Annotated in this window: 18 protein-coding genes; 5 read left to right on the forward strand and 13 right to left on the reverse strand. The window is 58.3% G+C overall.

What is annotated here, in order from left to right; all coding sequences use genetic code 11:
- Positions 1–10: 10 nt before the first annotated feature.
- From ACR0IU_RS11870 to ACR0IU_RS11910, 9 genes are all read right to left on the reverse strand, one after another.
- Positions 11–544: a NuoB/complex I 20 kDa subunit family protein gene (locus ACR0IU_RS11870; protein ID WP_010442777.1), complete on the reverse strand. Its 534-nt coding sequence runs from the start codon at positions 542–544 to the stop codon at positions 11–13.
- Positions 535–900 (reverse strand): NADH-quinone oxidoreductase subunit A, encoded by a 366-nt coding sequence (locus ACR0IU_RS11875; protein ID WP_480716411.1) that lies wholly within the window; start codon positions 898–900, stop codon positions 535–537. Before ACR0IU_RS11875 ends, ACR0IU_RS11870 begins: the two co-directional genes overlap by 10 nt.
- Before the next feature lie 182 nt (positions 901–1,082).
- Positions 1,083–1,865 (reverse strand): crotonase/enoyl-CoA hydratase family protein, encoded by a 783-nt coding sequence (locus tag ACR0IU_RS11880; RefSeq protein ID WP_480716412.1) that lies wholly within the window; start codon positions 1,863–1,865, stop codon positions 1,083–1,085.
- A 2-nt stretch (positions 1,866–1,867) separates the two neighbouring features.
- Complete coding sequence (locus ACR0IU_RS11885) at positions 1,868–2,722, reverse strand: hydroxymethylglutaryl-CoA lyase (protein ID WP_480716413.1); 855 nt, start codon at positions 2,720–2,722, stop codon at positions 1,868–1,870.
- A 79-nt stretch (positions 2,723–2,801) separates the two neighbouring features.
- Complete coding sequence (locus ACR0IU_RS11890; RefSeq protein WP_480716414.1) at positions 2,802–4,733, reverse strand: acetyl/propionyl/methylcrotonyl-CoA carboxylase subunit alpha; 1,932 nt, start codon at positions 4,731–4,733, stop codon at positions 2,802–2,804.
- A 3-nt stretch (positions 4,734–4,736) separates the two neighbouring features.
- Positions 4,737–5,162 carry an ASCH domain-containing protein gene (locus tag ACR0IU_RS11895; protein ID WP_480655823.1) on the reverse strand — a complete coding sequence of 142 codons (426 nt, stop codon included), beginning with the start codon at positions 5,160–5,162 and terminating at the stop codon, positions 4,737–4,739.
- A gap of 1 nt (position 5,163) precedes the next feature.
- Positions 5,164–6,771, reverse strand: coding sequence for a carboxyl transferase domain-containing protein (locus tag ACR0IU_RS11900; protein WP_480716415.1), 1,608 nt, complete (start codon positions 6,769–6,771; stop codon positions 5,164–5,166).
- Positions 6,768–7,232: a lysozyme inhibitor LprI family protein gene (locus tag ACR0IU_RS11905; protein ID WP_480716416.1), complete on the reverse strand. Its 465-nt coding sequence runs from the start codon at positions 7,230–7,232 to the stop codon at positions 6,768–6,770. Before ACR0IU_RS11905 ends, ACR0IU_RS11900 begins: the two co-directional genes overlap by 4 nt.
- Positions 7,229–8,755 (reverse strand): AMP-binding protein, encoded by a 1,527-nt coding sequence (locus tag ACR0IU_RS11910; RefSeq protein ID WP_480716417.1) that lies wholly within the window; start codon positions 8,753–8,755, stop codon positions 7,229–7,231. The genes ACR0IU_RS11905 and ACR0IU_RS11910 overlap by 4 nt, the downstream gene beginning before the upstream one ends.
- Positions 8,756–8,891: 136 nt before the next feature.
- Between ACR0IU_RS11910 and ACR0IU_RS11915 the strand changes: the two genes are divergently transcribed.
- On the forward strand, positions 8,892–9,497 hold the full coding sequence (locus tag ACR0IU_RS11915) for an OmpW/AlkL family protein (protein WP_480609002.1): 606 nt from the start codon (positions 8,892–8,894) through the stop codon (positions 9,495–9,497).
- A 46-nt stretch (positions 9,498–9,543) separates the two neighbouring features.
- On the opposite strand, the gene ACR0IU_RS11920 is transcribed toward ACR0IU_RS11915, so the two are convergent.
- The 3 genes from ACR0IU_RS11920 to ACR0IU_RS11930 form a co-directional block, all read right to left on the reverse strand.
- Positions 9,544–10,707, reverse strand: coding sequence for an isovaleryl-CoA dehydrogenase (locus ACR0IU_RS11920; RefSeq protein ID WP_480716418.1), 1,164 nt, complete (start codon positions 10,705–10,707; stop codon positions 9,544–9,546).
- A gap of 163 nt (positions 10,708–10,870) precedes the next feature.
- On the reverse strand, positions 10,871–12,061 hold the full coding sequence (locus ACR0IU_RS11925) for a DegT/DnrJ/EryC1/StrS family aminotransferase (RefSeq protein WP_480716419.1): 1,191 nt from the start codon (positions 12,059–12,061) through the stop codon (positions 10,871–10,873).
- Between the two features lie 39 nt (positions 12,062–12,100).
- The gene (locus ACR0IU_RS11930; RefSeq protein WP_480716420.1) at positions 12,101–12,772 is read right to left on the reverse strand and encodes an HAD-IA family hydrolase; all 672 of its coding nucleotides are present in this window, start codon (positions 12,770–12,772) and stop codon (positions 12,101–12,103) included.
- A gap of 134 nt (positions 12,773–12,906) precedes the next feature.
- Between ACR0IU_RS11930 and glmU the strand changes: the two genes are divergently transcribed.
- Genes glmU through ACR0IU_RS11945 form a run of 3 tightly spaced genes read left to right on the forward strand, consistent with a single transcriptional unit; the run spans position 12,907 to position 16,776 of the window.
- Positions 12,907–14,259: a bifunctional UDP-N-acetylglucosamine diphosphorylase/glucosamine-1-phosphate N-acetyltransferase GlmU gene (gene glmU, locus ACR0IU_RS11935; RefSeq protein ID WP_480716421.1), complete on the forward strand. Its 1,353-nt coding sequence runs from the start codon at positions 12,907–12,909 to the stop codon at positions 14,257–14,259.
- Between the two features lie 3 nt (positions 14,260–14,262).
- On the forward strand, positions 14,263–16,086 hold the full coding sequence (glmS, locus tag ACR0IU_RS11940) for a glutamine--fructose-6-phosphate transaminase (isomerizing) (protein WP_480716422.1): 1,824 nt from the start codon (positions 14,263–14,265) through the stop codon (positions 16,084–16,086).
- Positions 16,087–16,092: 6 nt separating this feature from the next.
- On the forward strand, positions 16,093–16,776 hold the full coding sequence (locus ACR0IU_RS11945; RefSeq protein WP_480716423.1) for a DNA alkylation repair protein: 684 nt from the start codon (positions 16,093–16,095) through the stop codon (positions 16,774–16,776).
- On the opposite strand, the gene ACR0IU_RS11950 is transcribed toward ACR0IU_RS11945, so the two are convergent.
- Positions 16,764–17,180 (reverse strand): hypothetical protein, encoded by a 417-nt coding sequence (locus ACR0IU_RS11950; protein WP_480716424.1) that lies wholly within the window; start codon positions 17,178–17,180, stop codon positions 16,764–16,766. The two genes, ACR0IU_RS11945 and ACR0IU_RS11950, sit on opposite strands and share 13 nt — an antisense overlap.
- Before the next feature lie 91 nt (positions 17,181–17,271).
- Here ACR0IU_RS11950 and moaA point away from each other — a divergent pair, with 91 nt between their 5' ends.
- Positions 17,272–18,279 carry a GTP 3',8-cyclase MoaA gene (gene moaA, locus ACR0IU_RS11955; protein ID WP_480716425.1) on the forward strand — a complete coding sequence of 336 codons (1,008 nt, stop codon included), beginning with the start codon at positions 17,272–17,274 and terminating at the stop codon, positions 18,277–18,279.

Here is an 18,279-nt window from a genome sequence, read left to right on the forward strand (position 1 = left end):
GCCCTCTCCCTCAGCGAACAATCGTGCCGGTGCGGCGGATTTTGCGTTGCAGCTGCATCAACCCATAAAGTAGCGCCTCTGCGGTCGGAGGGCAGCCGGGCACATAGATGTCCACGGGCACAACCCGGTCACAACCGCGCACGACAGAATAGGAATAGTGGTAATAACCACCGCCATTCGCACAGGAGCCCATTGAGATCACATAGCGCGGTTCCGGCATCTGGTCGTAGACCTTGCGCAGCGCAGGGGCCATCTTGTTGGTCAGGGTTCCGGCCACGATCATCACATCCGACTGACGCGGGGACGCGCGGGGCGCAATACCAAACCGTTCCGCATCGTAGCGCGGCATCGACGTGTGCATCATCTCAACCGCGCAGCAGGCCAGACCAAAGGTCATCCAGTGCAGCGAGCCGGTACGGGCCCAGTTGATGATGTCTTCTGTCGAGGTCAGCAGAAACCCTTTGTCCTGCAGCTCGGCGTTCAGGGCCTGGGTGGCGACTTCTTTGTCGACGCCTGCGGTGTTTGCGCCCGTCATCACTCCCATTCCAGGGCCCCTTTCTTCCATTCATAGGCAAAGCCGATGGTCAGCACCGCCAGGAACACCATCATGGACCAAAACCCAACATCGCTGATGTCTTTGAAGCCAACGGCCCAGGGAAACAGGAAGGCGATTTCCAGATCGAAGATGATGAAGAGAATCGCGACCAGATAGAATCGGACGTCGAATTTCATCCGCGCATCGTCGAATGCGTTAAAGCCACATTCATATGCACTGACTTTTTCAGGGTCTGGATTGCGGACGGCAAGCACTACAGCAGCGAGAATCAAGACGATTCCAAGGCCTATAGCGACGGCCAGAAACACCAGGATCGGGAGGTACTCCCGCAACAGGTCTTCCACGTATAGCTCCTTTCCTGCGCATGTCCCGAAAGGGCGCGCCGTCAATTGGCGTGTTGACTGGACATTCTCTATCTCTGTGGGGTCAGAGGGTCAACCGAACAGAAACGCGCAGATGGGCATTATTACAATCGCCCAGCAGGCTATGGCTTAGAATACCTTGCAACGGCCCGACGCGGCTAAACCTACCTATTCCATGCAGGTTTTCGTTTGTCGAAGAAGGCCTTGATTCCCTCCTGCGCCTCGTCGGTTTCCCAACGCGTTACCAGCTGTCGAATGGTGTGGTCGATCACAGCATCGTCAATGCGTGGTCCCAGCGATTGGATCAATTGCTTTGCCGAAGAAACAGCGCCTGGCGCGCAGGACAGATAGGGACGCACTTCGGCCTCGACCGCCTCTGCCAAGGCATCAGCGGGCACCGCGCGCGCCAACAAGCCCAGCTCGACAGCCTCCGCTGCATCAAAGAGACGTGCGGACATGAAGACCCGCCGCGACATTGCCTCACCCATACGAGCAATAACATAGGGGCCAATCGTGGCCGGGATCAGGCCAAGTCGCGTTTCGGTCAGGCCCATCTTCAGGCTATCCACCCCGATCGCCACATCACAGACCGAGGCCATTCCCACTCCACCACCAAACGCATTGCCCTGCAATGCGCCAATCAGAGGCTTGGGCAGCGTATTCAGGGCATTCAGCATCTCGGCCAGCTTGCGCGCCTCGGTGAAGCGCGTATCGGGATCGGCGGCCATCTGCGCCTGCATCCAACCCAGATCCCCCCCGGCGCAAAAGCTTTTGCCTGACGCGGCCAGAATCACCACCCGGACAGCTTCATCACTGGCCAGTTGCCCGGCGGCTTGTGTCAGTTCAGCAATCATCTGCGCCGACAGCGCATTGTGCTTCTCTGGTCGATCCAGCGTTAACGTGGCTACGCCGCGACCATCTGTCTTTAAAGTTATCGTTTCGTACATTTCTATTCCGCTCGCATAGCCCGCGCCATGTCTGCAGCTTCTTCCAGCACAAACGCGTCCAACCCGGTTTCATATCCCAACCGTTCCAGATGCGCGGCCACCGCTTCGGTTGCCACATTACCCGCTGCACCTGGCGCATAGGGGCAACCCCCAAGCCCGCCGACGGCGGCATCAAACACCCGTACACCCAGCGCCAAAGAAGCATCGATATTGTCGATCGCCCGCCCGTTGGTGTCATGGAAATGCCCAGCAAGCCGAGTGACCGGGACCCGTTCGCGCACGGCCAACAGCATATGCGCGATCTTGTCCGGGGTCCCCTGCCCAATCGTATCGCCCAGCGAAATCTCGTAGCAGCCATGCGCGAACAAAGCGTCCGCCACCTCGGCCACCTTTTCGGGCGGGGTCGGGCCGTCATAGGGGCAATCAGTCACGCAGGACACATAACCACGCACGGGCAAATCGATATGCCGCGCGGCCTCAAGGATCGGCACGAACCGTTCGATGGATTCGGCGATGGTGGCGTTGATATTCGCTTTCGAGAACCCCTCGGACGCGGACGCAAACACCGCGACCTCATCCGCCTTGGCCGCCAAGGCATCTTCATACCCGCGCATATTCGGCGTCAGCGCTGCATAGCGTACGCCTTCGGTCCGCGTTATTCCGGCCAGAACCTCGCCGCTACCCGCCATCTGCGGCACCCATTTGGGTGAGACAAAGCTTGCAACCTCAATCCGGTTGAACCCGCCACGGCTGAGGCAATCGACCAAGGCGACTTTCTCGGCCACCGGGATCTCGCGCTGTTCGTTCTGCAGGCCATCCCGCGGACCGACCTCGAAAATCTCGACCCGTTCTTTCATCAGCGCATCCCTTCCCGGTTTCTTATCGTTTCAATTACGGATGGCCCGACTGTGCCACGCAATCCTCGGGCCGAACAGATCAATCCTCGGCCAACCGAACCAGCGCTGCCCCAGCCTCGACCTGTGCGCCCGCTTCGGCCAGCACTTCTGCGACCACGCCATCGCGGGCGGCCAGCAGAGAATGCTCCATCTTCATCGCTTCCAGAATGGCCAGCCGGTCGCCTTCCTTCACCTCCAGCCCCGCTGAGGCAAAGACGGCCTTGACCAGACCTGGCATCGGCGCCTCGATCACATTGGTGTCACCCGCCGCGCTTGCGTCGCGGTCCAGAGGGTCAACAACCTCAAACGCCTGCCCATAGTCGTCGAATACAGTGACCTGGGACCCAGCCATGACAACATTGGGCATGGGTGTCCCATTGATGGTCCAGCCAGCGCCACGGCGCTGCGCGATTAGCTGCGCGCCTTCGATCTCCCAAATCTGCCGATCTGTACCTTCGACCTGGACATCCAGATCAACAACCTCTCCATCGCGCAGCAATTGCACAGCGCGATGTAACGGCGCCCATAGCGTAAAGCCCGTTTCTGAGGCCGTCTCGGCAAGACCCAACGCCGTCATCGCTGCAGCCACGGCTGATGCGTTGCTTGTACCAGCTTCCTGCACCAGATCATCAAGATCCCGTCCGATCAGCCCGGTATCCACGTCGCCCGACGCAAACCCGCTGTGCCGCGTCAGAGCACCAAGGAAGGCGAGGTTTGTGACAGTCCCGGCGACCTCGGTCTGGCGCAGGACGCGGTGCAGGCTTTCCAAAGCAACCGCACGCGTCGGGCCATGCACCACGACCTTGGCGATCATGGGATCGTACCAAGGGCTGATCGTATCCCCGGCCCGTACGCCACTATCGGCGCGACACTCTTGCGGGAACTGTAGATGAGTCAGCGTACCCGTCGCGGGCAGAAAGCCCTTGGGCACATCTTCGGCATAAAGCCGCGCCTCAAAGGAATGCCCGCTGATCGACAAATCACCCTGCTGTTTCGGCAGGCTTTCGCCCGCAGCTACCCGTAACTGCCATTCGACCAGATCGACACCCGTAATTGCCTCGGTCACCGGATGTTCGACTTGCAGGCGCGTGTTCATCTCCATGAACCAGAACCGATCAGGCCGCAGCCCGTCCGAGGCATCGACGATGAATTCAACCGTTCCTGCGCCCTTGTATCCAATCGCCTCTGCCGCACGTACCCCCGCCTGCCCCATCGCTTCGCGCATTTCAGCGGTCATGCCGGGGGCCGGAGCTTCTTCGATCACCTTCTGGTGCCGCCGCTGCAACGAACAATCGCGTTCAAACAGATGCACCGCTTGGGTGCCATCGCCGAAGACCTGCACCTCGATATGACGTGGTTTGGCGACGAATTTCTCAACCAGTACCGCGTCATTACCAAAGGCCGTCTTGGCCTCACCGCGCGCGCTGTCCAAAGCAGCCGAGAATTCCTCGGGCTTCTCAACCAACCGCATTCCCTTGCCGCCACCACCTGCAACGGCCTTGATCAGAACAGGATAACCAATGGTATCCGCCGCGCCTGCCAGGTGTTCGGGGTCTTGATTGTCGCCATGATAACCGGGCACAACCGGAACGCCTGCATTCTCCATCAACACCTTGGCCGCGTCCTTAAGGCCCATCTTTCGGATTGCGTCCGCCGATGGCCCGATGAAGGTCAGGCCTACTGACTCAACCGCATCCACGAAGTCTGGATTCTCGGACAGAAAGCCATAGCCCGGATGGATCGCTTGCGCGCCAGTATCCAGCGCCGCCTGAATGATCACATCACCTTTCAGATAGCTATCAGCCGGGGCCGCGCCGCCGATATGAACAGCCTCATCGGCCATCTGCACATGCTTGGCCGAGGCATCGGCATCCGAATAAACAGCCACGCAGGATACGCCCATCTTCTGAGCGGTTTCCATCACACGGCAAGCGATCTCGCCTCGGTTGGCAATCAGGATTTTGTTGAACATAGCTTACCCCTCAGCCGCTAGATCTTCGACAAGGCGGAACCGTTCGCACAGCAATCCCATCTCAGGGTCAAACCCGCCATTTCGTTCAAAATACCGGCGATGATCCTCGCGCCAGCCCTCAAGCGTTTCATTCTCACCCTCGGCCAACGCGAAGTCTTCGGTCACATCGCAATAACGGCAGATCGATACCTCGACCGTTTCGATCACCAAGGCCGGGCGATCATCCCATTCCAGCGCAATATCCTGCCGCCCAACAACAGGGGTATCAGCACTGCCATCGGGATAGTCACGCAACGCACCACAAGTTGCAGTTTTTCGGCCTGATCGCACCAACGCCAGCAGCTCAGCACTCAGCGATGCGTTGTCACCAAACTTGAAAGTCTGGGCACCCGGATAGCGGGCCATGACGTCATTCAATGAAACGCTCATCTTACATCCTGAACACGCCGAAACGTGTCTCCTCAATCGGGGCATTCAGCGCGGCGCTCAGTGACAGCGCCAGCACATCGCGGCTTTTGCGCGGATCGATGATGCCGTCATCCCACAGCCGCGCCGATGCGTAGAGCGGGTGGGATTGCTCCTCGAACATTTCCAGCGTCGGGCGTTTGAATTCAGCCTCTTCCTCGGCCGACCACGTGCCACCCTGCCGTTCGATCCCATCGCGCTTGACGGTGGCAAGAACGCCCGCAGCTTGCTCGCCCCCCATCACCGAGATGCGCGAATTCGGCCAGGTCCACAGGAACCGAGGCTGATAGGCGCGACCTGCCATGCCGTAGTTTCCAGCTCCGAAAGAACCGCCGACCAGCATGGTGATCTTGGGAACGCTCGTCGTCGCCACCGCCGTAACCATCTTGGCCCCATGCCGCGCGATGCCTTCGTTTTCGTATTTGCGGCCAACCATGAAGCCGGTGATGTTCTGCAGGAATACCAGCGGTGTTTTGCGCTGAGAACACAGCTCGACAAAATGCGCACCCTTCTGCGCGGCCTCGGAAAACAACACGCCATTGTTGGCGATGATCCCAACCGGGCAGCCTTTGACATGGGCGAAACCGGTCACCAGCGTCTCGCCAAAACGCGGCTTGAACTCATCAAACCGAGAGCCATCGACCAGACGCGCAATCACCTCGCGGATATCATAGGGCGTACGTAGATCAGCCGGAACAACGCCCAGAATCTCTTCTGGGTCGTAAGCTGGCTCTTCGGGTGCCTCAAACTGTAGGCCGGGCTTCAGCCCGGCACCGCCCAACGACCCGACGGCGCGCCGGGCCAGAGCCAACGCATGCGCATCATCCTCGGCCAGATAATCCGCCACACCCGACAGGCGCGTGTGTACATCACCGCCGCCCAGATCCTCGGCGCTGACGACCTCTCCCGTCGCCGCCTTGACCAGAGGTGGCCCGGCCAGAAAGATTGTCCCCTGCTCTTTCACGATGATTGTCACATCAGACATCGCCGGCACATAGGCTCCGCCCGCCGTGCAAGACCCCATCACGACCGCGATCTGAGGGATCCCTTTCGCGCTCATCCGCGCCTGATTATAGAAGATGCGGCCAAAGTGATCTCGGTCAGGGAAAACCTCATCCTGATTGGGCAGGTTCGCACCGCCACTATCGACCAGATAGATGCAGGGCAGATGGTTTCCCTCGGCGATCTCCTGCGCCCGAAGATGTTTCTTGACGGTCATTGGATAATATGTGCCGCCCTTCACGGTGGCATCGTTGCACACCACCATGACCTCGCGTCCCTGCACCCTGCCAATCCCGGCGATCACCCCGGCACAGGGCGCTGAATCACCATACATTCCATGCGCCGCCGTCGCCCCGATTTCCAGAAACGGAGAGCCCGGATCAAGCAGATTCGCTACCCGACGTCTGGGCAGCATCTTGCCCCGTGATTCATGCCGCGCGCGGGATTTCTCACCGCCACCCATGCGGGCGGCTTCGGCGGCCTCAGAGATATGTGCCAGCGCATCCAGATGTGCAGCTCGGTTCGCCTTGAACCCCTCGGAGGTTGGTATGGCTTTGGATTTTAGTTTCATTCCATCTTCCCCAAGTCGCGCAATTCCACAGCGCGTTCAGCAGTTTCGGTCAGCAAGCAATTTGCGGCTACAATCGAGCGTATCGTTCCACCAGACCATATGCAGTAGGCCAGAGCGCATTCAGCGTCCCGAAACCCGATCCATGCGCGCTGAGCATCTCGCAACTGATCCGAAAGTTCGGGACTTTGTTCAGCCAGTTCCGCTCTACGCAGTTTATACTGTTCGTTCAGAAATGAATCCCAAACTTGGGTTTCGGCTTGAATACAGTCGGTGACGCCAATGGTTGTTTCATTTCCCGGTATCGTTTGGCAGGTATTGGCAGCTGCGCCGAGACATGAGGACAAGCTATCGCCCTGCTGCGACTGGGAAAAACACTGTTGAATGTACGACTGGTCTACCCAAGCGCCCTGAGCGGAAACAAGCGATGGAACCAGCATCGCAGCAACTGCAATTCGCATCATGTAATTGCCTCCCCTGCAGCCCGCGCCTTCAGTTCCTTCCGGATCACCTTCCCCGTCACCGTCATCGGCAACTCGTCCAGAAACGCCACCTCGCGCGGATAGGAGTACTGAGCCAGACGGTCCTTGACCCAATCCTGCAACTCCCGCTCCGCAGCCTCAGCGCCCGGTTTCAACACCACATAGGCCTTAACGATCTCGGTCCGCAGCGGATCTGGCTTACCGACCACGCCCACCGTTGCCACCGCCGGATGGGTCAGCAGGCAATCCTCGATCTCAGCGGGTCCGATGCGGTATCCGGCCGACGTGATCACGTCATCATCGCGGCCGACAAAGCGAAGATAGTCTCCCTCCCACACGCCGCGGTCTCCGGTGATCAGCCAATCACCACGAAACTTCTCAGCGGTCGCATCGGGCCGGTTCCAGTATTCCAGCATCATCGAGGCCGAGCCGCGCCGGATAGCGACGTCGCCCTCTTCATTGGTCGGTCGGCCGTCGCCATCAATCACCGCAACTTCATGCCCCGGCACCGGCTTGCCGATACAGCCGGGGTGCACTGGGAAATCCTCGGCACAGGAGGATACGACCATATTGCATTCGGTCTGGCCGTAAAATTCGTTGATCGTCAGGCCAAACGCCTGTTTACCCCAGGCCAACATCTCGGCCCCCAGAGGCTCCCCTCCGGACGCGACCGAGCGCAAACCGGGGATCGTCTGGTCCGCAGCTTTCAACATACGAAGGGCGGTCGGCGGGAAGAACACATTCCGTACCCCGCCACGCATGACGAGATCAGTGCAGGCCTCGGGAGTGAACTTATCCAACCTCGCCGCAACGACCGGTACACCCAGCGCTAGACCGGGCATCAGCACATCGAACAGACCGCCGATCCAAGCCCAGTCTGCCGGTGTCCACAGACAATCCCCCTGACGCAGATGATTGTGGCTGATCGATACCCCCGGCAAGTGACCTGTCAGCACCCGGTGCCCGTGCAGTGCCCCCTTTGGGCTACCGGTGGTGCCTGAGGTGTAGATCAATACTGCAGGGTCCTCGGGTCTGGTGTCAGCAAACGGGACAGGTGGTCCCTCTTGCCCGATCTGATCGGCAAGAACTGGTTTGGCCAGATCACCAACAAGCGCGGCCCCTTCGGGATCTGTCAGAACAAATTTTATGCCCGCGTCACCGACACGCGATGATAGCGCATCGTGTTTGAACAACTTGAACAGGGGTACCGAAATCGCGCCGATTTTCCAGATCGCCAAATGTGCCGCCGCACACCAGGGCGACTGGCTCAGCAACACGCCCACTCGGTCGCCGGGTCGGACGTCGTCGATCAGAGCACGCGCAATACCATCTACCATCTCACTCAAATCGCCGAATGTAACTTCACGCGGATCAGAGGCCGTCAGGTCCAGTATCGCAACCTGTTCTGTCGGCTGAGAAAGGCACTGTCGCGCCATATTCAATCGATCCGGTATGGCCCAGCTTTGATCACTGCGCAGACCCGGTATGACCCTAGCAGGAGACACTCAGATTCGCCCTTATTTTACTGACAGTTGATCCATGCTTCATCGGCGCAATTTCAATGCGAAATTGATGCAGATCAGAGTTTGGCGGCATCGGGCCATCCACAAGGTCCATATAGACGCAACCAAAGGCATGAATATGACTAAGAAACTCGCCGCTTTGACCCTTTCCACCGCGCTTGTCGCGCTGGCTGCTCCGGTGTTCGCCCAATCTCAGGGAGATTGGACTGTTGGTGTAGGTGTCGGTTATCTGGATCCCAAATCCGACAACGGCTCGCTCGCTGGGTTTGACGCCGACGTTGACTCGGACACGCGCCCCATCTTCACCGTCGAGTACTTCGTTCAGGACAACCTCGGGATCGAACTGCTGGCCTCGACCCCCTACAAACATGACGTCACTCTTGGCGGCAGCGTTGATGCCGGAAGCGTCAAACACCTGCCGCCCACCCTTTCGCTGAACTATCATTTCCCGACCAATAGCGCATGGAAACCCTATGTCGGCGCGGGTCTGAACTACACCATCTTCTTCGAAGAGGACTCGCCCCTGGGCGATTTGGATCTGGACAATTCCTTCGGCGTCTCGCTGCAGGCCGGTCTGGACTACATGGTCACCGACAAAGGCGCTGTGCGTCTGAACGTGCGTTGGTTCGACATCGACTCGGACGTCACTTTGGACGGCAACGACATCGGCAAAGCCGAAATCGATCCCTTCCTTATTGGCGTGTCCTACGTCCATACGTTCTGATCCAATCAACAAAGCCCCGGAGTTCGTAAAACTGCGGGGCCTTCCCTCACAGCATTTCGTTCATCATCTCACGGCCGATCAGCATCCGACGGATTTCGCTGGTGCCCGCGCCGATCTCCATCAGCTTTGCATCGCGGAAGATCCGACTGACCGGCGCATCTGAAAGGAACCCGGCCCCGCCCAGCGCTTGCACCGCTTGATGCGCCTGCACCATCGCCTGTTCCGAGGCATATAGGCAGCACGCTGCCGCATCCTGTCGGGTCACATCTCCCCGATCACAGGCCTTAGCGACTTCATAGACATAAGCCCGCGCCGAATTCATCGCAGTGTACATATCTGCGATCTTGCCCTGCATCAGTTGGAACGAGCCAATCGGCTTGCCGAACTGTTTGCGCTCGGCCAGATAGGGCATGACCTCATCCAGACAGGCCGCCATGATACCTGTCCCAATCCCAGCGAGTACGACACGCTCGTAATCTAAACCGGACATCAGGACGGCAACGCCCCTGCCCTCTTCACCCAGAACATTCTCAAACGGCACTTCGACATCTTCAAAAATCAGTTCAGCCGTGTTCGAACCACGCATCCCCAGCTTGTCGAAATGAGGAGACGTCGAGAATCCCTTCATCTCTTTCTCGATCAAGAAGGCCGTGATCCCCTTTGATCCGGCCTCGGGGTCTGTCTTGGCATAAACGACCAGAGTATCGGCGTCCGGCCCATTGGTGATCCAATATTTGTTGCCATTCAGGCGGTAGTAATCATTCCGCTTTTCCGCGCGCAACTTCATCGAGACCACATCCGATCCGGCCGAGGGTTCGGACATTGCAAGCGCGCCCACATGATCGCCCGAAATCAGGCGCGGCAGGTACTTCTGTTTCTGCTCATCCGTCCCATTCAGCTTGATCTGGTTCACGCACAGATTCGAATGTGCCCCATATGACAACGAGACTGAGGCCGAGGCGCGCGCCACCTCTTCCACTGCAATGGTATGCGCCAGATACGACATTCCCGCCCCACCATACTCTTCTGGCACTGTGACGCCCAGCAGGCCAAGGTCGCCCATCTCTTTCCACAGTTCATTCGGAAAGGCGTTCGAGGCATCAATCTCGGCCGCCATCGGCTTGACCCGTTCCTGCGCCCAACGGTGGACCATCTCACGCAGGGCGTTCACGTCCTCGCCCAGATCGAATTGCATTGTGGCCATAAACATGCAGGGCTCCTCCGATTGCATTAATGAACAAGTGTTCAATAATCAAATAGCAGCGATTCTCCCTTCGGTCAACGACGACGCGCAGGCCAACGCAAAACGCCGCCCGGCAAGGGACGGCGTATTCAAATAAATCGAGCGTGCGCTGAAAGCGCACTCCGCTGGATTACGACTGATAGACCGCGCTGACCTCAGCCCGGATAATGCGCGCGATTTGGCTACAATCCTCTAGCGAGAAGGTTAGCGGAACGCGCATGTCCATGATCCCCGCCAATATCCGATCACTGACCGGCATCGGGGTGCTGTCGGCATAGCGCCAACTGTCATAGCGTGAGGTAAAGCCCGACGGCTCGGCCCCTCCGAACCACTTTAGTTCAACCCCGCGCGCAGCGCAGCGTCGGATGACCTCGGCAATGCGCTCGGGCGTCCAGTCCGGCAACAGGAATTGTATCGACGAACCGACATAGGTCTCATCATCAGGCCGCTCCACCATCGTCAAACCCGGCGTTTCACGCAGGCCACGCTCAATCTCAACATAGCGTTCGTTCCAGCGCTGCACCTGCCGGTCCAGATCGCGCAACTGCGGGCGCAGGATCGCCGCACGCAGATTATCCATCCGGCCCGAGACATTGGGGGTGGTGTATTTGATCTGCTCGAAAACCTCCGGCCCGGGCGCTGCCAGATGGCGTTCATAAAGCATGTAAGACCCGGACAACATCGTAGCCTTGGCCGCAAGTTCCGGGTCATCCGTGATCAGCAACCCGCCCTCGCCCGAATTGACATGTTTGTAGGTCTGGCACGAGTAACATCCGATGGCCCCCTGCCGCCCAGACAGCTGCCCGCGCCACGCGGCACCCATGGTATGGGCACAATCTTCGATCACGACCACACCCGCCGCATCACACATTTGCATCAGGCGGTCCATATCACACAGATGCCCGCGCATGTGGCTCAGCATCAGCACCTTCGCCTGATCCAGCTTGGCCTCAAGATCATCCAGATCGATGGTCAGGGCTTCGGTCACACCAACAAAGACCGGCTTCGCGCTTACCGAGGCAATCGCCCCCGGCACCGGGGCCAGAGTGAATGCGTTGGTCAGAACCGGATCGCCCGGCTTGACCCCCACCGCACGCAACGCAGTGGCCAAAGCGTAACCGCCCGACGAGACCGCCAGACAGTATTTCGCACCCATCTGGGCGGCGAATTCCTGTTCCAGCAGCGCAGTTTCGCTCAACTCACCAGGGGCAACGTTGTAGCGATGCAATCGACCATGGCGCAGGACGGCCACGGCAGCCTCGATGGCGTCTTCGGGGATGGGCTCTTGCTGGGTGAAATTACCCGTGAATGTCTCGTTCATAGTTCTGTTTTGGTGCTGTGTGTGTGGCAGGTCAAGGGATCACGCGGCCGCTCCGATCAAATCGGAGACCAGTTTCGGTAAATCATCAAAATGATGCAGCAACGCCTCGGGTTCCAGCGCAGCCATTTCGTCGCCTGACGGGCCGAAAGTCACCAGAACCGAAGGTACGCCTGCAGCCCGCGCCGTGTTCCTGTCAGTGTCCGAGTCGCCAATCAGCACGCAATGATCGGGATGCCCCCCGGCGCGGCGCGCTGCTTCACGCAAAGGCTCAGGATCAGGCTTGCGCACCGGCAACGTATCGGCCCCTACCAGCGAAGCGAAACGATCGCGCGCGCCCATCCGGGACAGCAGCAGATCAGCAAGACCTTCGGGCTTGTTGGTGCAGATACCCACGCCATAACCCGCACCTTTCAGTGCTTCGACCGCTTCAAGCGCACCGGGATAGAAATAGGTATGCGTATCGATCGCATGCCCATAGACCTCCAGAAAGACCGGATAATAGGCTTCGACAACATCCGCATCATAGGCGCCGACCCGCTTCAATCCATGGGACAACATCAAGCGTGCACCGCGCACCGAAACCGCCGCATCAAGCTCGGGCATCAGTACATCTCCATGGCCCATCTCACGAAAACAGTGGTTTGCAGCAGCCAACAAATCACCGGACGTATCTGCCAAAGTTCCATCCAAATCGAAGATTACCGTACGCATTCTTACCTCCTGAACCGGCGGGATTCCGCCATGTCGTGTTGCAAACGGCAATCTTCTTTGATGGCCGAACCGCTTGCGCCTTTGACCACAGCGGATAAAACGGGCCACAACAAAACAAAAGAGAAAATGATTTCATGAGCACTGCCCTTGTCATTCTTGCCGCCGGAAAAGGCACAAGGATGAACTCTGATATTCCCAAAGTCCTTCACCCGATTGCCCAGGTGCCGATGCTGGTTCATGCCATGCGTGCCGGTGCTGTCCTGTCTCCCGAGCACACCGTGATTGTTACCGGCCACGGCGCGGAAGCCGTTGCACGCGTCGCTGAAGCCGAAGATGAAAACGCCAGCATTGCGGTGCAGGAAGAGCAGCTTGGCACCGCCCATGCGGTTGCGCAGGCGCGTGCAGCGCTGGATGGTTTTCAGGGGGATGTGGTCGTCCTCTATGGCGATACCCCGTTTCTGCAGCCCGACACTCTCCAGCAAATGATTGAAGCGCGCACAAAAAACGATCTGGTCATTCTTGGATTCGAAGCTGCAGATCCCGCCCGCTATGGTCGCTTGGTCATGGATGGTGAATCGCTCGAGCGGATTGTTGAATTCAAGGATGCCACTGACGAACAACGCGCCATAACCTTCTGTAACTCAGGCCTTTTGGCGTGTGACGCTGAAACCCTTTTCTCACTGATCGATGCGGTTGGAAACGACAATGCGTCGGGTGAATATTATTTGACCGACGTCGTTGAGATAGCCCGCGACAAGGGTCTGAACGTAACTGCCGTGGCCTGCGATGAAGCGCAGACATTGGGTGTGAACTCCCGCGCTGATCTGGCGGCAGCGGATGCAGTGTTCCAAGAACAGGCGCGCTCCGAACTGCTTGATCTGGGGGTCAATTTGATGGCACCTGATACTGTGTATTTGGCAGCAGATACCGTGATTGGTCGCGACACTGTCATTGAACCAAATGTGGTTTTTGGCCCCGGTGTAACCGTGGAAAGCAGCGCAACGATCCGGGCGTTTTCACATCTCGAAGGCTGCCATGTCAGCCGAGGCTCCGTGGTCGGACCCTATGCCCGCCTACGCCCGGGTGCAGAGCTGGCTGAAAACGCGAAAATCGGCAACTTTGTCGAGATCAAGAACGCCGAGATCGCAGAAGGCGCAAAGGTTAATCACCTCAGCTATATCGGCGACGCTTCGGTTGGGGCGGCGACAAATATCGGTGCTGGAACCATCACCTGCAACTATGACGGCGTGATGAAGCACAAAACGACCATCGGGGAAAACGTGTTCATCGGATCGAACACGATGCTGGTGGCCCCGGTCACTCTGGGTGACGGCGCGATGACTGCCACGGGGACCGTAGTGACCAAGGATGTTGAGCCAGACGCATTGGCCGTGGCGCGTGCCAAGCAAGAGAATAAGCCCGGCTACGCGCGCAAATTGTTTGAAATGTTGAAGGCGAAGAAGGCTCGCCGCGACAAAGGAGCCTGAATTATGTGTGGAATTGTTGGTGTTCTGGGCAGCCACGAAGCCGCCCCTATTCTGGTCGAAGCACTGAAGCGACTTGAGTATCGTGGCTATGACAGTGCGGGTATCGCTACGGTTAATGATGGCGCGCTTGGGCGTCGTCGGGCTGTCGGCAAGCTGGTGAACCTGAGCGACCTTTTGGTGCATGAGCCATTGGCCGGCAAATCCGGCATCGGTCATACCCGCTGGGCGACCCATGGGGCGCCATCAGTAAACAACGCGCACCCACACAAGGCGGGACCTGTCGCTGTTGTGCACAATGGTATCGTCGAAAACTATCGCGAACTGCGGGCAGAGTTGGCTGAACATGGTGTTGACTTCGTCACGGACACTGACACCGAGACCGTTGCCTTGATGACAGAACGGTACATGTCCGAAGGACAATCGCCGATTGACGCTGCGTTCAATACGATCGACCGGCTCAAAGGCGCATTCGCACTCGCCTTCCTATTCGACGGGCAAGAAGATCTGATCGTAGCAGCGCGTAAGGGCTCGCCTCTGGCGATAGGTCATGGCGATGGTGAGATGTTTGTCGGCTCGGACGCTATCGCATTGGCCCCGCTAACCGATCGCATCACCTATCTTGAAGAAGGCGATCGGGCGGTACTGACCCGCACTTCGCTGGAGATTCGAACCGAAACCGGTGAGCTTGCCAACCGCGAAATCCGGCAAATTCAAATCGATCAGACCCGTGCCGACAAAGGCGGCCACAAGCACTATATGGCCAAGGAAATTGCCGAGCAGCCTGTTGTGGTGGCCGAAGCCATCCGCTCGTATCTTCCGACCGGAGGCGATCATGTGGTGTTGCCCGGTGACGATCTGGATTTCACCAAGCTGGACCGTCTGACCATGGTGGCCTGCGGTACTGCATTCTATGCCTGCCTGACGGCGAAATACTGGTTCGAACAACTGGCCAAGATGCCAGTTGAAGTCGATATCGCCAGCGAGTTCCGCTATCGCGAGCCTCCGATCTCGGACCGGACGCTTGCGCTGTTTGTCAGCCAGTCAGGCGAAACCGCCGACACGCTTGCTGCCCTGCGCTATTGCGAAGGTAAGGCAGACAAGATCGTCTCGGTCGTCAATGTCGCCGAAAGCTCGATTGCGCGCGAAAGCGATATGGCGTTACCAATCCATGCGGGTGTTGAGATCGGTGTTGCCTCGACCAAGGCGTTCACCTGTCAGCTTAGCGTGTTGCTGATGCTTGCCCTCAAAGCCGCTGCAGATCGAGGCACGCTGAACGATGAAGAGATCGCCGATCACGCGGCCGCCCTTCGCGGCTTGCCGACAGTTCTGAATGCAGCGCTGGATCAGAACGACGCTATTCGCCAATCTGCCCAACGTCTGTCCGAGGCGCGCGACGTGCTGTTCCTGGGCCGTGGCCTCATGTACCCTCTGGCCATGGAAGGTGCGCTGAAGCTCAAAGAAATTAGCTACATCCACGCCGAAGGTTACGCTTCGGGCGAGTTGAAACACGGCCCCATCGCCCTGATCGACAAGCATATGCCGGTTGTTGTCATGGCACCGCGCGACGCAGTTTTCGACAAGACAGTTTCGAACATGCAGGAGGTGATGGCGCGTAAGGGCAAGGTTATCCTTGTCTCGGATGATGATGGTATCGCAGAGGCTGAAGATGGGGTTTGGAGTACGATCCGTATGCCACATGTGCACACCAGCCTTGCCCCGATCCTCTATTCGGTGCCCGCGCAACTGCTGGCCTACCACACGGCGGTGGCTAAAGGTACAGATGTGGATCAGCCGCGCAATTTGGCAAAGTCCGTCACGGTCGAGTGACGGCACATGCAGGCCTATCTCGATCAGATCAAAGCCCATGCCGATCCTGAACGGGCAGAACAGGTGGCGGCCTATCACAAGGTTGACCGTCCGTATCTGGGTGTTCCGAATCCGGTGCTCAACGATCTGACCAAGGAGTGGCGGCGTAAACTCGAAATCACTGACCGCATCGCCGTCGCCGACAGTTTGTGGCAGACCAACATCCATGAAGCACGGGTCGCTGCGGCAAAGCTGTTGACCCAAGCCCGAATCCGCCCCGATGACGCGGTATGGGATCTGTTGCAAAGCTGGCTGCCAGAATTCGACGCCTGGGCAGTGGCCGACCATGCCAGCATGGCAATGCAAAAGCGCCTGAAAGCCGATCCGACGCGGCTGGATCAAGTCGAACAGTGGACCAAATCAAATCATATGTGGACTAAGCGTGCCGCGCTGGTCGCCACCTTGCCCTGGACCAAACAAAACCACCCCAAACCGAAAGAGTTGGAGTGCCGCGACCGTATTCTTGGTTGGGCTGCAAGCTATGTCCCTAACCGGGAATGGTTTATCCAGAAAGCCATCGCATGGTGGCTGCGCGAATTGTCAAAGCACGATTCACAGCGCGTCGTCGCATTTCTTGAAACGCACGGCGCAAACATGAAACCTTTTGCCCGTAAAGAAGCGGGCAAATACCTGCGCGCTCAGTCGGAATAGACTTCCAGTTCTACCAGCTCATCAAACGGCACAAGCAATGCGCGCATTGCCTCTAGTGACAAACGGCTTCCACCGCCTTCAGGCCCCGGCGCGGGGATAAGCGCAACATAGGCCTGTGCGCCTGTACGCGGTACAACGATACGACCATTGATTTCGGTCTTAACCAGGGGCGTTTGCAGCCAACGTCCCGGCGTATTCGGATCGCCAAGTCCTGCGACTGTCGTTTTTGCACCCGCCCAACCGACCGTAGCGACGACAGGTTCGGGCACCTCCTCAACGGTCTCTGGTGCGGCAGGCGCGGTCACAGGTGCGGTGGATGACCCACTAAACACTCGGTCCGTGGCGGACCGAACGGCATCGCAGCCAGCGACAAAAACACAAACCAAAACCAAAACATATTTCATACTGAAAACCCTATTCTTCTAAGCTTGACTGTTCCAGCCCAAAACGCAGTTCGCCCTTGCCGCGGCCGGGCCTCCGCTTTACCTATGAGCCATGACAGCTCCGCTAATCGACCCATTTGCCCGCGCCATCACCTATCTCCGCGTCTCCGTCACGGACCGCTGTGATTTTCGCTGCGTCTATTGCATGTCCGAGGATATGAAGTTCCTCCCCAAAAAGGACCTTCTGACGCTGGAAGAACTGGACCGCATGTGTTCCACGTTCGTGAACCTGGGCGTCGAAAAGCTGCGCATCACCGGAGGAGAGCCTCTGGTGCGCCGGAACATCATGTCTTTCTTCAACAGCATGACACGGCATCTGGATAGCGGTGCCCTGAAAGAGCTGACACTGACAACCAATGGTTCACAGCTGCATCGTTTCGCCGAAGAACTTTATGCGGCGGGTGTGCGACGTGTGAATGTATCGCTGGATACTCTGGACGAGGACAAATTCGCTAAGGTCACCCGCTGGGGCCGCCTCAAACAGGTACTGAACGGCATCGACGCGGCGCAAAAGGCCGGGCTGCGTGTCAAGATCAACGCTGTTGCGCTTAAAGGTTTCAACGAACCGGAACTGCCCAAGATCACTGACTGGTGTGCCGAGCGCGACATGGACCTGACCTGGATCGAGGTCATGCCCATGGGCGATATCGGCAACGAGGACCGCCTAGATCAATATTGGTCGCTCAAAGACGTCCGCAAGGAATACGAAAACCACTATGCCGTCACCGATCTGGCTGAACGCACCGGCGGTCCGGCGCGCTATGTGAGACTAGAGGAAACGGGTCAGAAAATAGGGTTCATCACACCCCTTTCGCATAATTTCTGCGAAAGCTGCAATCGCGTGCGCCTGACCTGCACGGGCGAGCTGTATATGTGCCTGGGTCAAGAAGACATGGCGGATCTGCGAGGTCCTCTGCGCGACCATCCCGATACGGAGCAACCGCTTGAAAAGGCGATCCGGGCTGCTATCAACCTCAAGCCCAAGGGCCATGACTTCGATTACTCGAGGCAGTCTATCGACGGCCAAATGAGCCGTCATATGAGCCATACAGGCGGCTGA

The organism is Ruegeria sp. CL5, from assembly GCF_056536485.1.

What these genes read in the sequence shown, in the direction of transcription:
- ACR0IU_RS11945 (WP_480716423.1), top strand. Translation starts at nt 16,093, where the DNA reads ATGCAGGCCTATCTCGATCAGATCAAAGCCCATGCCGATCCTGAACGG.
- ACR0IU_RS11885 (WP_480716413.1), bottom strand. Translation starts at nt 2,722, where the DNA reads ATGAAAGAACGGGTCGAGATTTTCGAGGTCGGTCCGCGGGATGGCCTG.
- moaA (WP_480716425.1), top strand. Translation starts at nt 17,272, where the DNA reads ATGACAGCTCCGCTAATCGACCCATTTGCCCGCGCCATCACCTATCTC.
- ACR0IU_RS11900 (WP_480716415.1), bottom strand. Translation starts at nt 6,771, where the DNA reads ATGAAACTAAAATCCAAAGCCATACCAACCTCCGAGGGGTTCAAGGCG.
- ACR0IU_RS11950 (WP_480716424.1), bottom strand. Translation starts at nt 17,180, where the DNA reads ATGAAATATGTTTTGGTTTTGGTTTGTGTTTTTGTCGCTGGCTGCGAT.
- ACR0IU_RS11895 (WP_480655823.1), bottom strand. Translation starts at nt 5,162, where the DNA reads ATGAGCGTTTCATTGAATGACGTCATGGCCCGCTATCCGGGTGCCCAG.
- glmS (WP_480716422.1), top strand. Translation starts at nt 14,263, where the DNA reads ATGTGTGGAATTGTTGGTGTTCTGGGCAGCCACGAAGCCGCCCCTATT.
- ACR0IU_RS11890 (WP_480716414.1), bottom strand. Translation starts at nt 4,733, where the DNA reads ATGTTCAACAAAATCCTGATTGCCAACCGAGGCGAGATCGCTTGCCGT.
- ACR0IU_RS11915 (WP_480609002.1), top strand. Translation starts at nt 8,892, where the DNA reads ATGACTAAGAAACTCGCCGCTTTGACCCTTTCCACCGCGCTTGTCGCG.
- ACR0IU_RS11880 (WP_480716412.1), bottom strand. Translation starts at nt 1,865, where the DNA reads ATGTACGAAACGATAACTTTAAAGACAGATGGTCGCGGCGTAGCCACG.
- ACR0IU_RS11930 (WP_480716420.1), bottom strand. Translation starts at nt 12,772, where the DNA reads ATGCGTACGGTAATCTTCGATTTGGATGGAACTTTGGCAGATACGTCC.
- ACR0IU_RS11925 (WP_480716419.1), bottom strand. Translation starts at nt 12,061, where the DNA reads ATGAACGAGACATTCACGGGTAATTTCACCCAGCAAGAGCCCATCCCC.
- ACR0IU_RS11905 (WP_480716416.1), bottom strand. Translation starts at nt 7,232, where the DNA reads ATGATGCGAATTGCAGTTGCTGCGATGCTGGTTCCATCGCTTGTTTCC.
- ACR0IU_RS11870 (WP_010442777.1), bottom strand. Translation starts at nt 544, where the DNA reads ATGGGAGTGATGACGGGCGCAAACACCGCAGGCGTCGACAAAGAAGTC.
- ACR0IU_RS11920 (WP_480716418.1), bottom strand. Translation starts at nt 10,707, where the DNA reads ATGTTTATGGCCACAATGCAATTCGATCTGGGCGAGGACGTGAACGCC.
- glmU (WP_480716421.1), top strand. Translation starts at nt 12,907, where the DNA reads ATGAGCACTGCCCTTGTCATTCTTGCCGCCGGAAAAGGCACAAGGATG.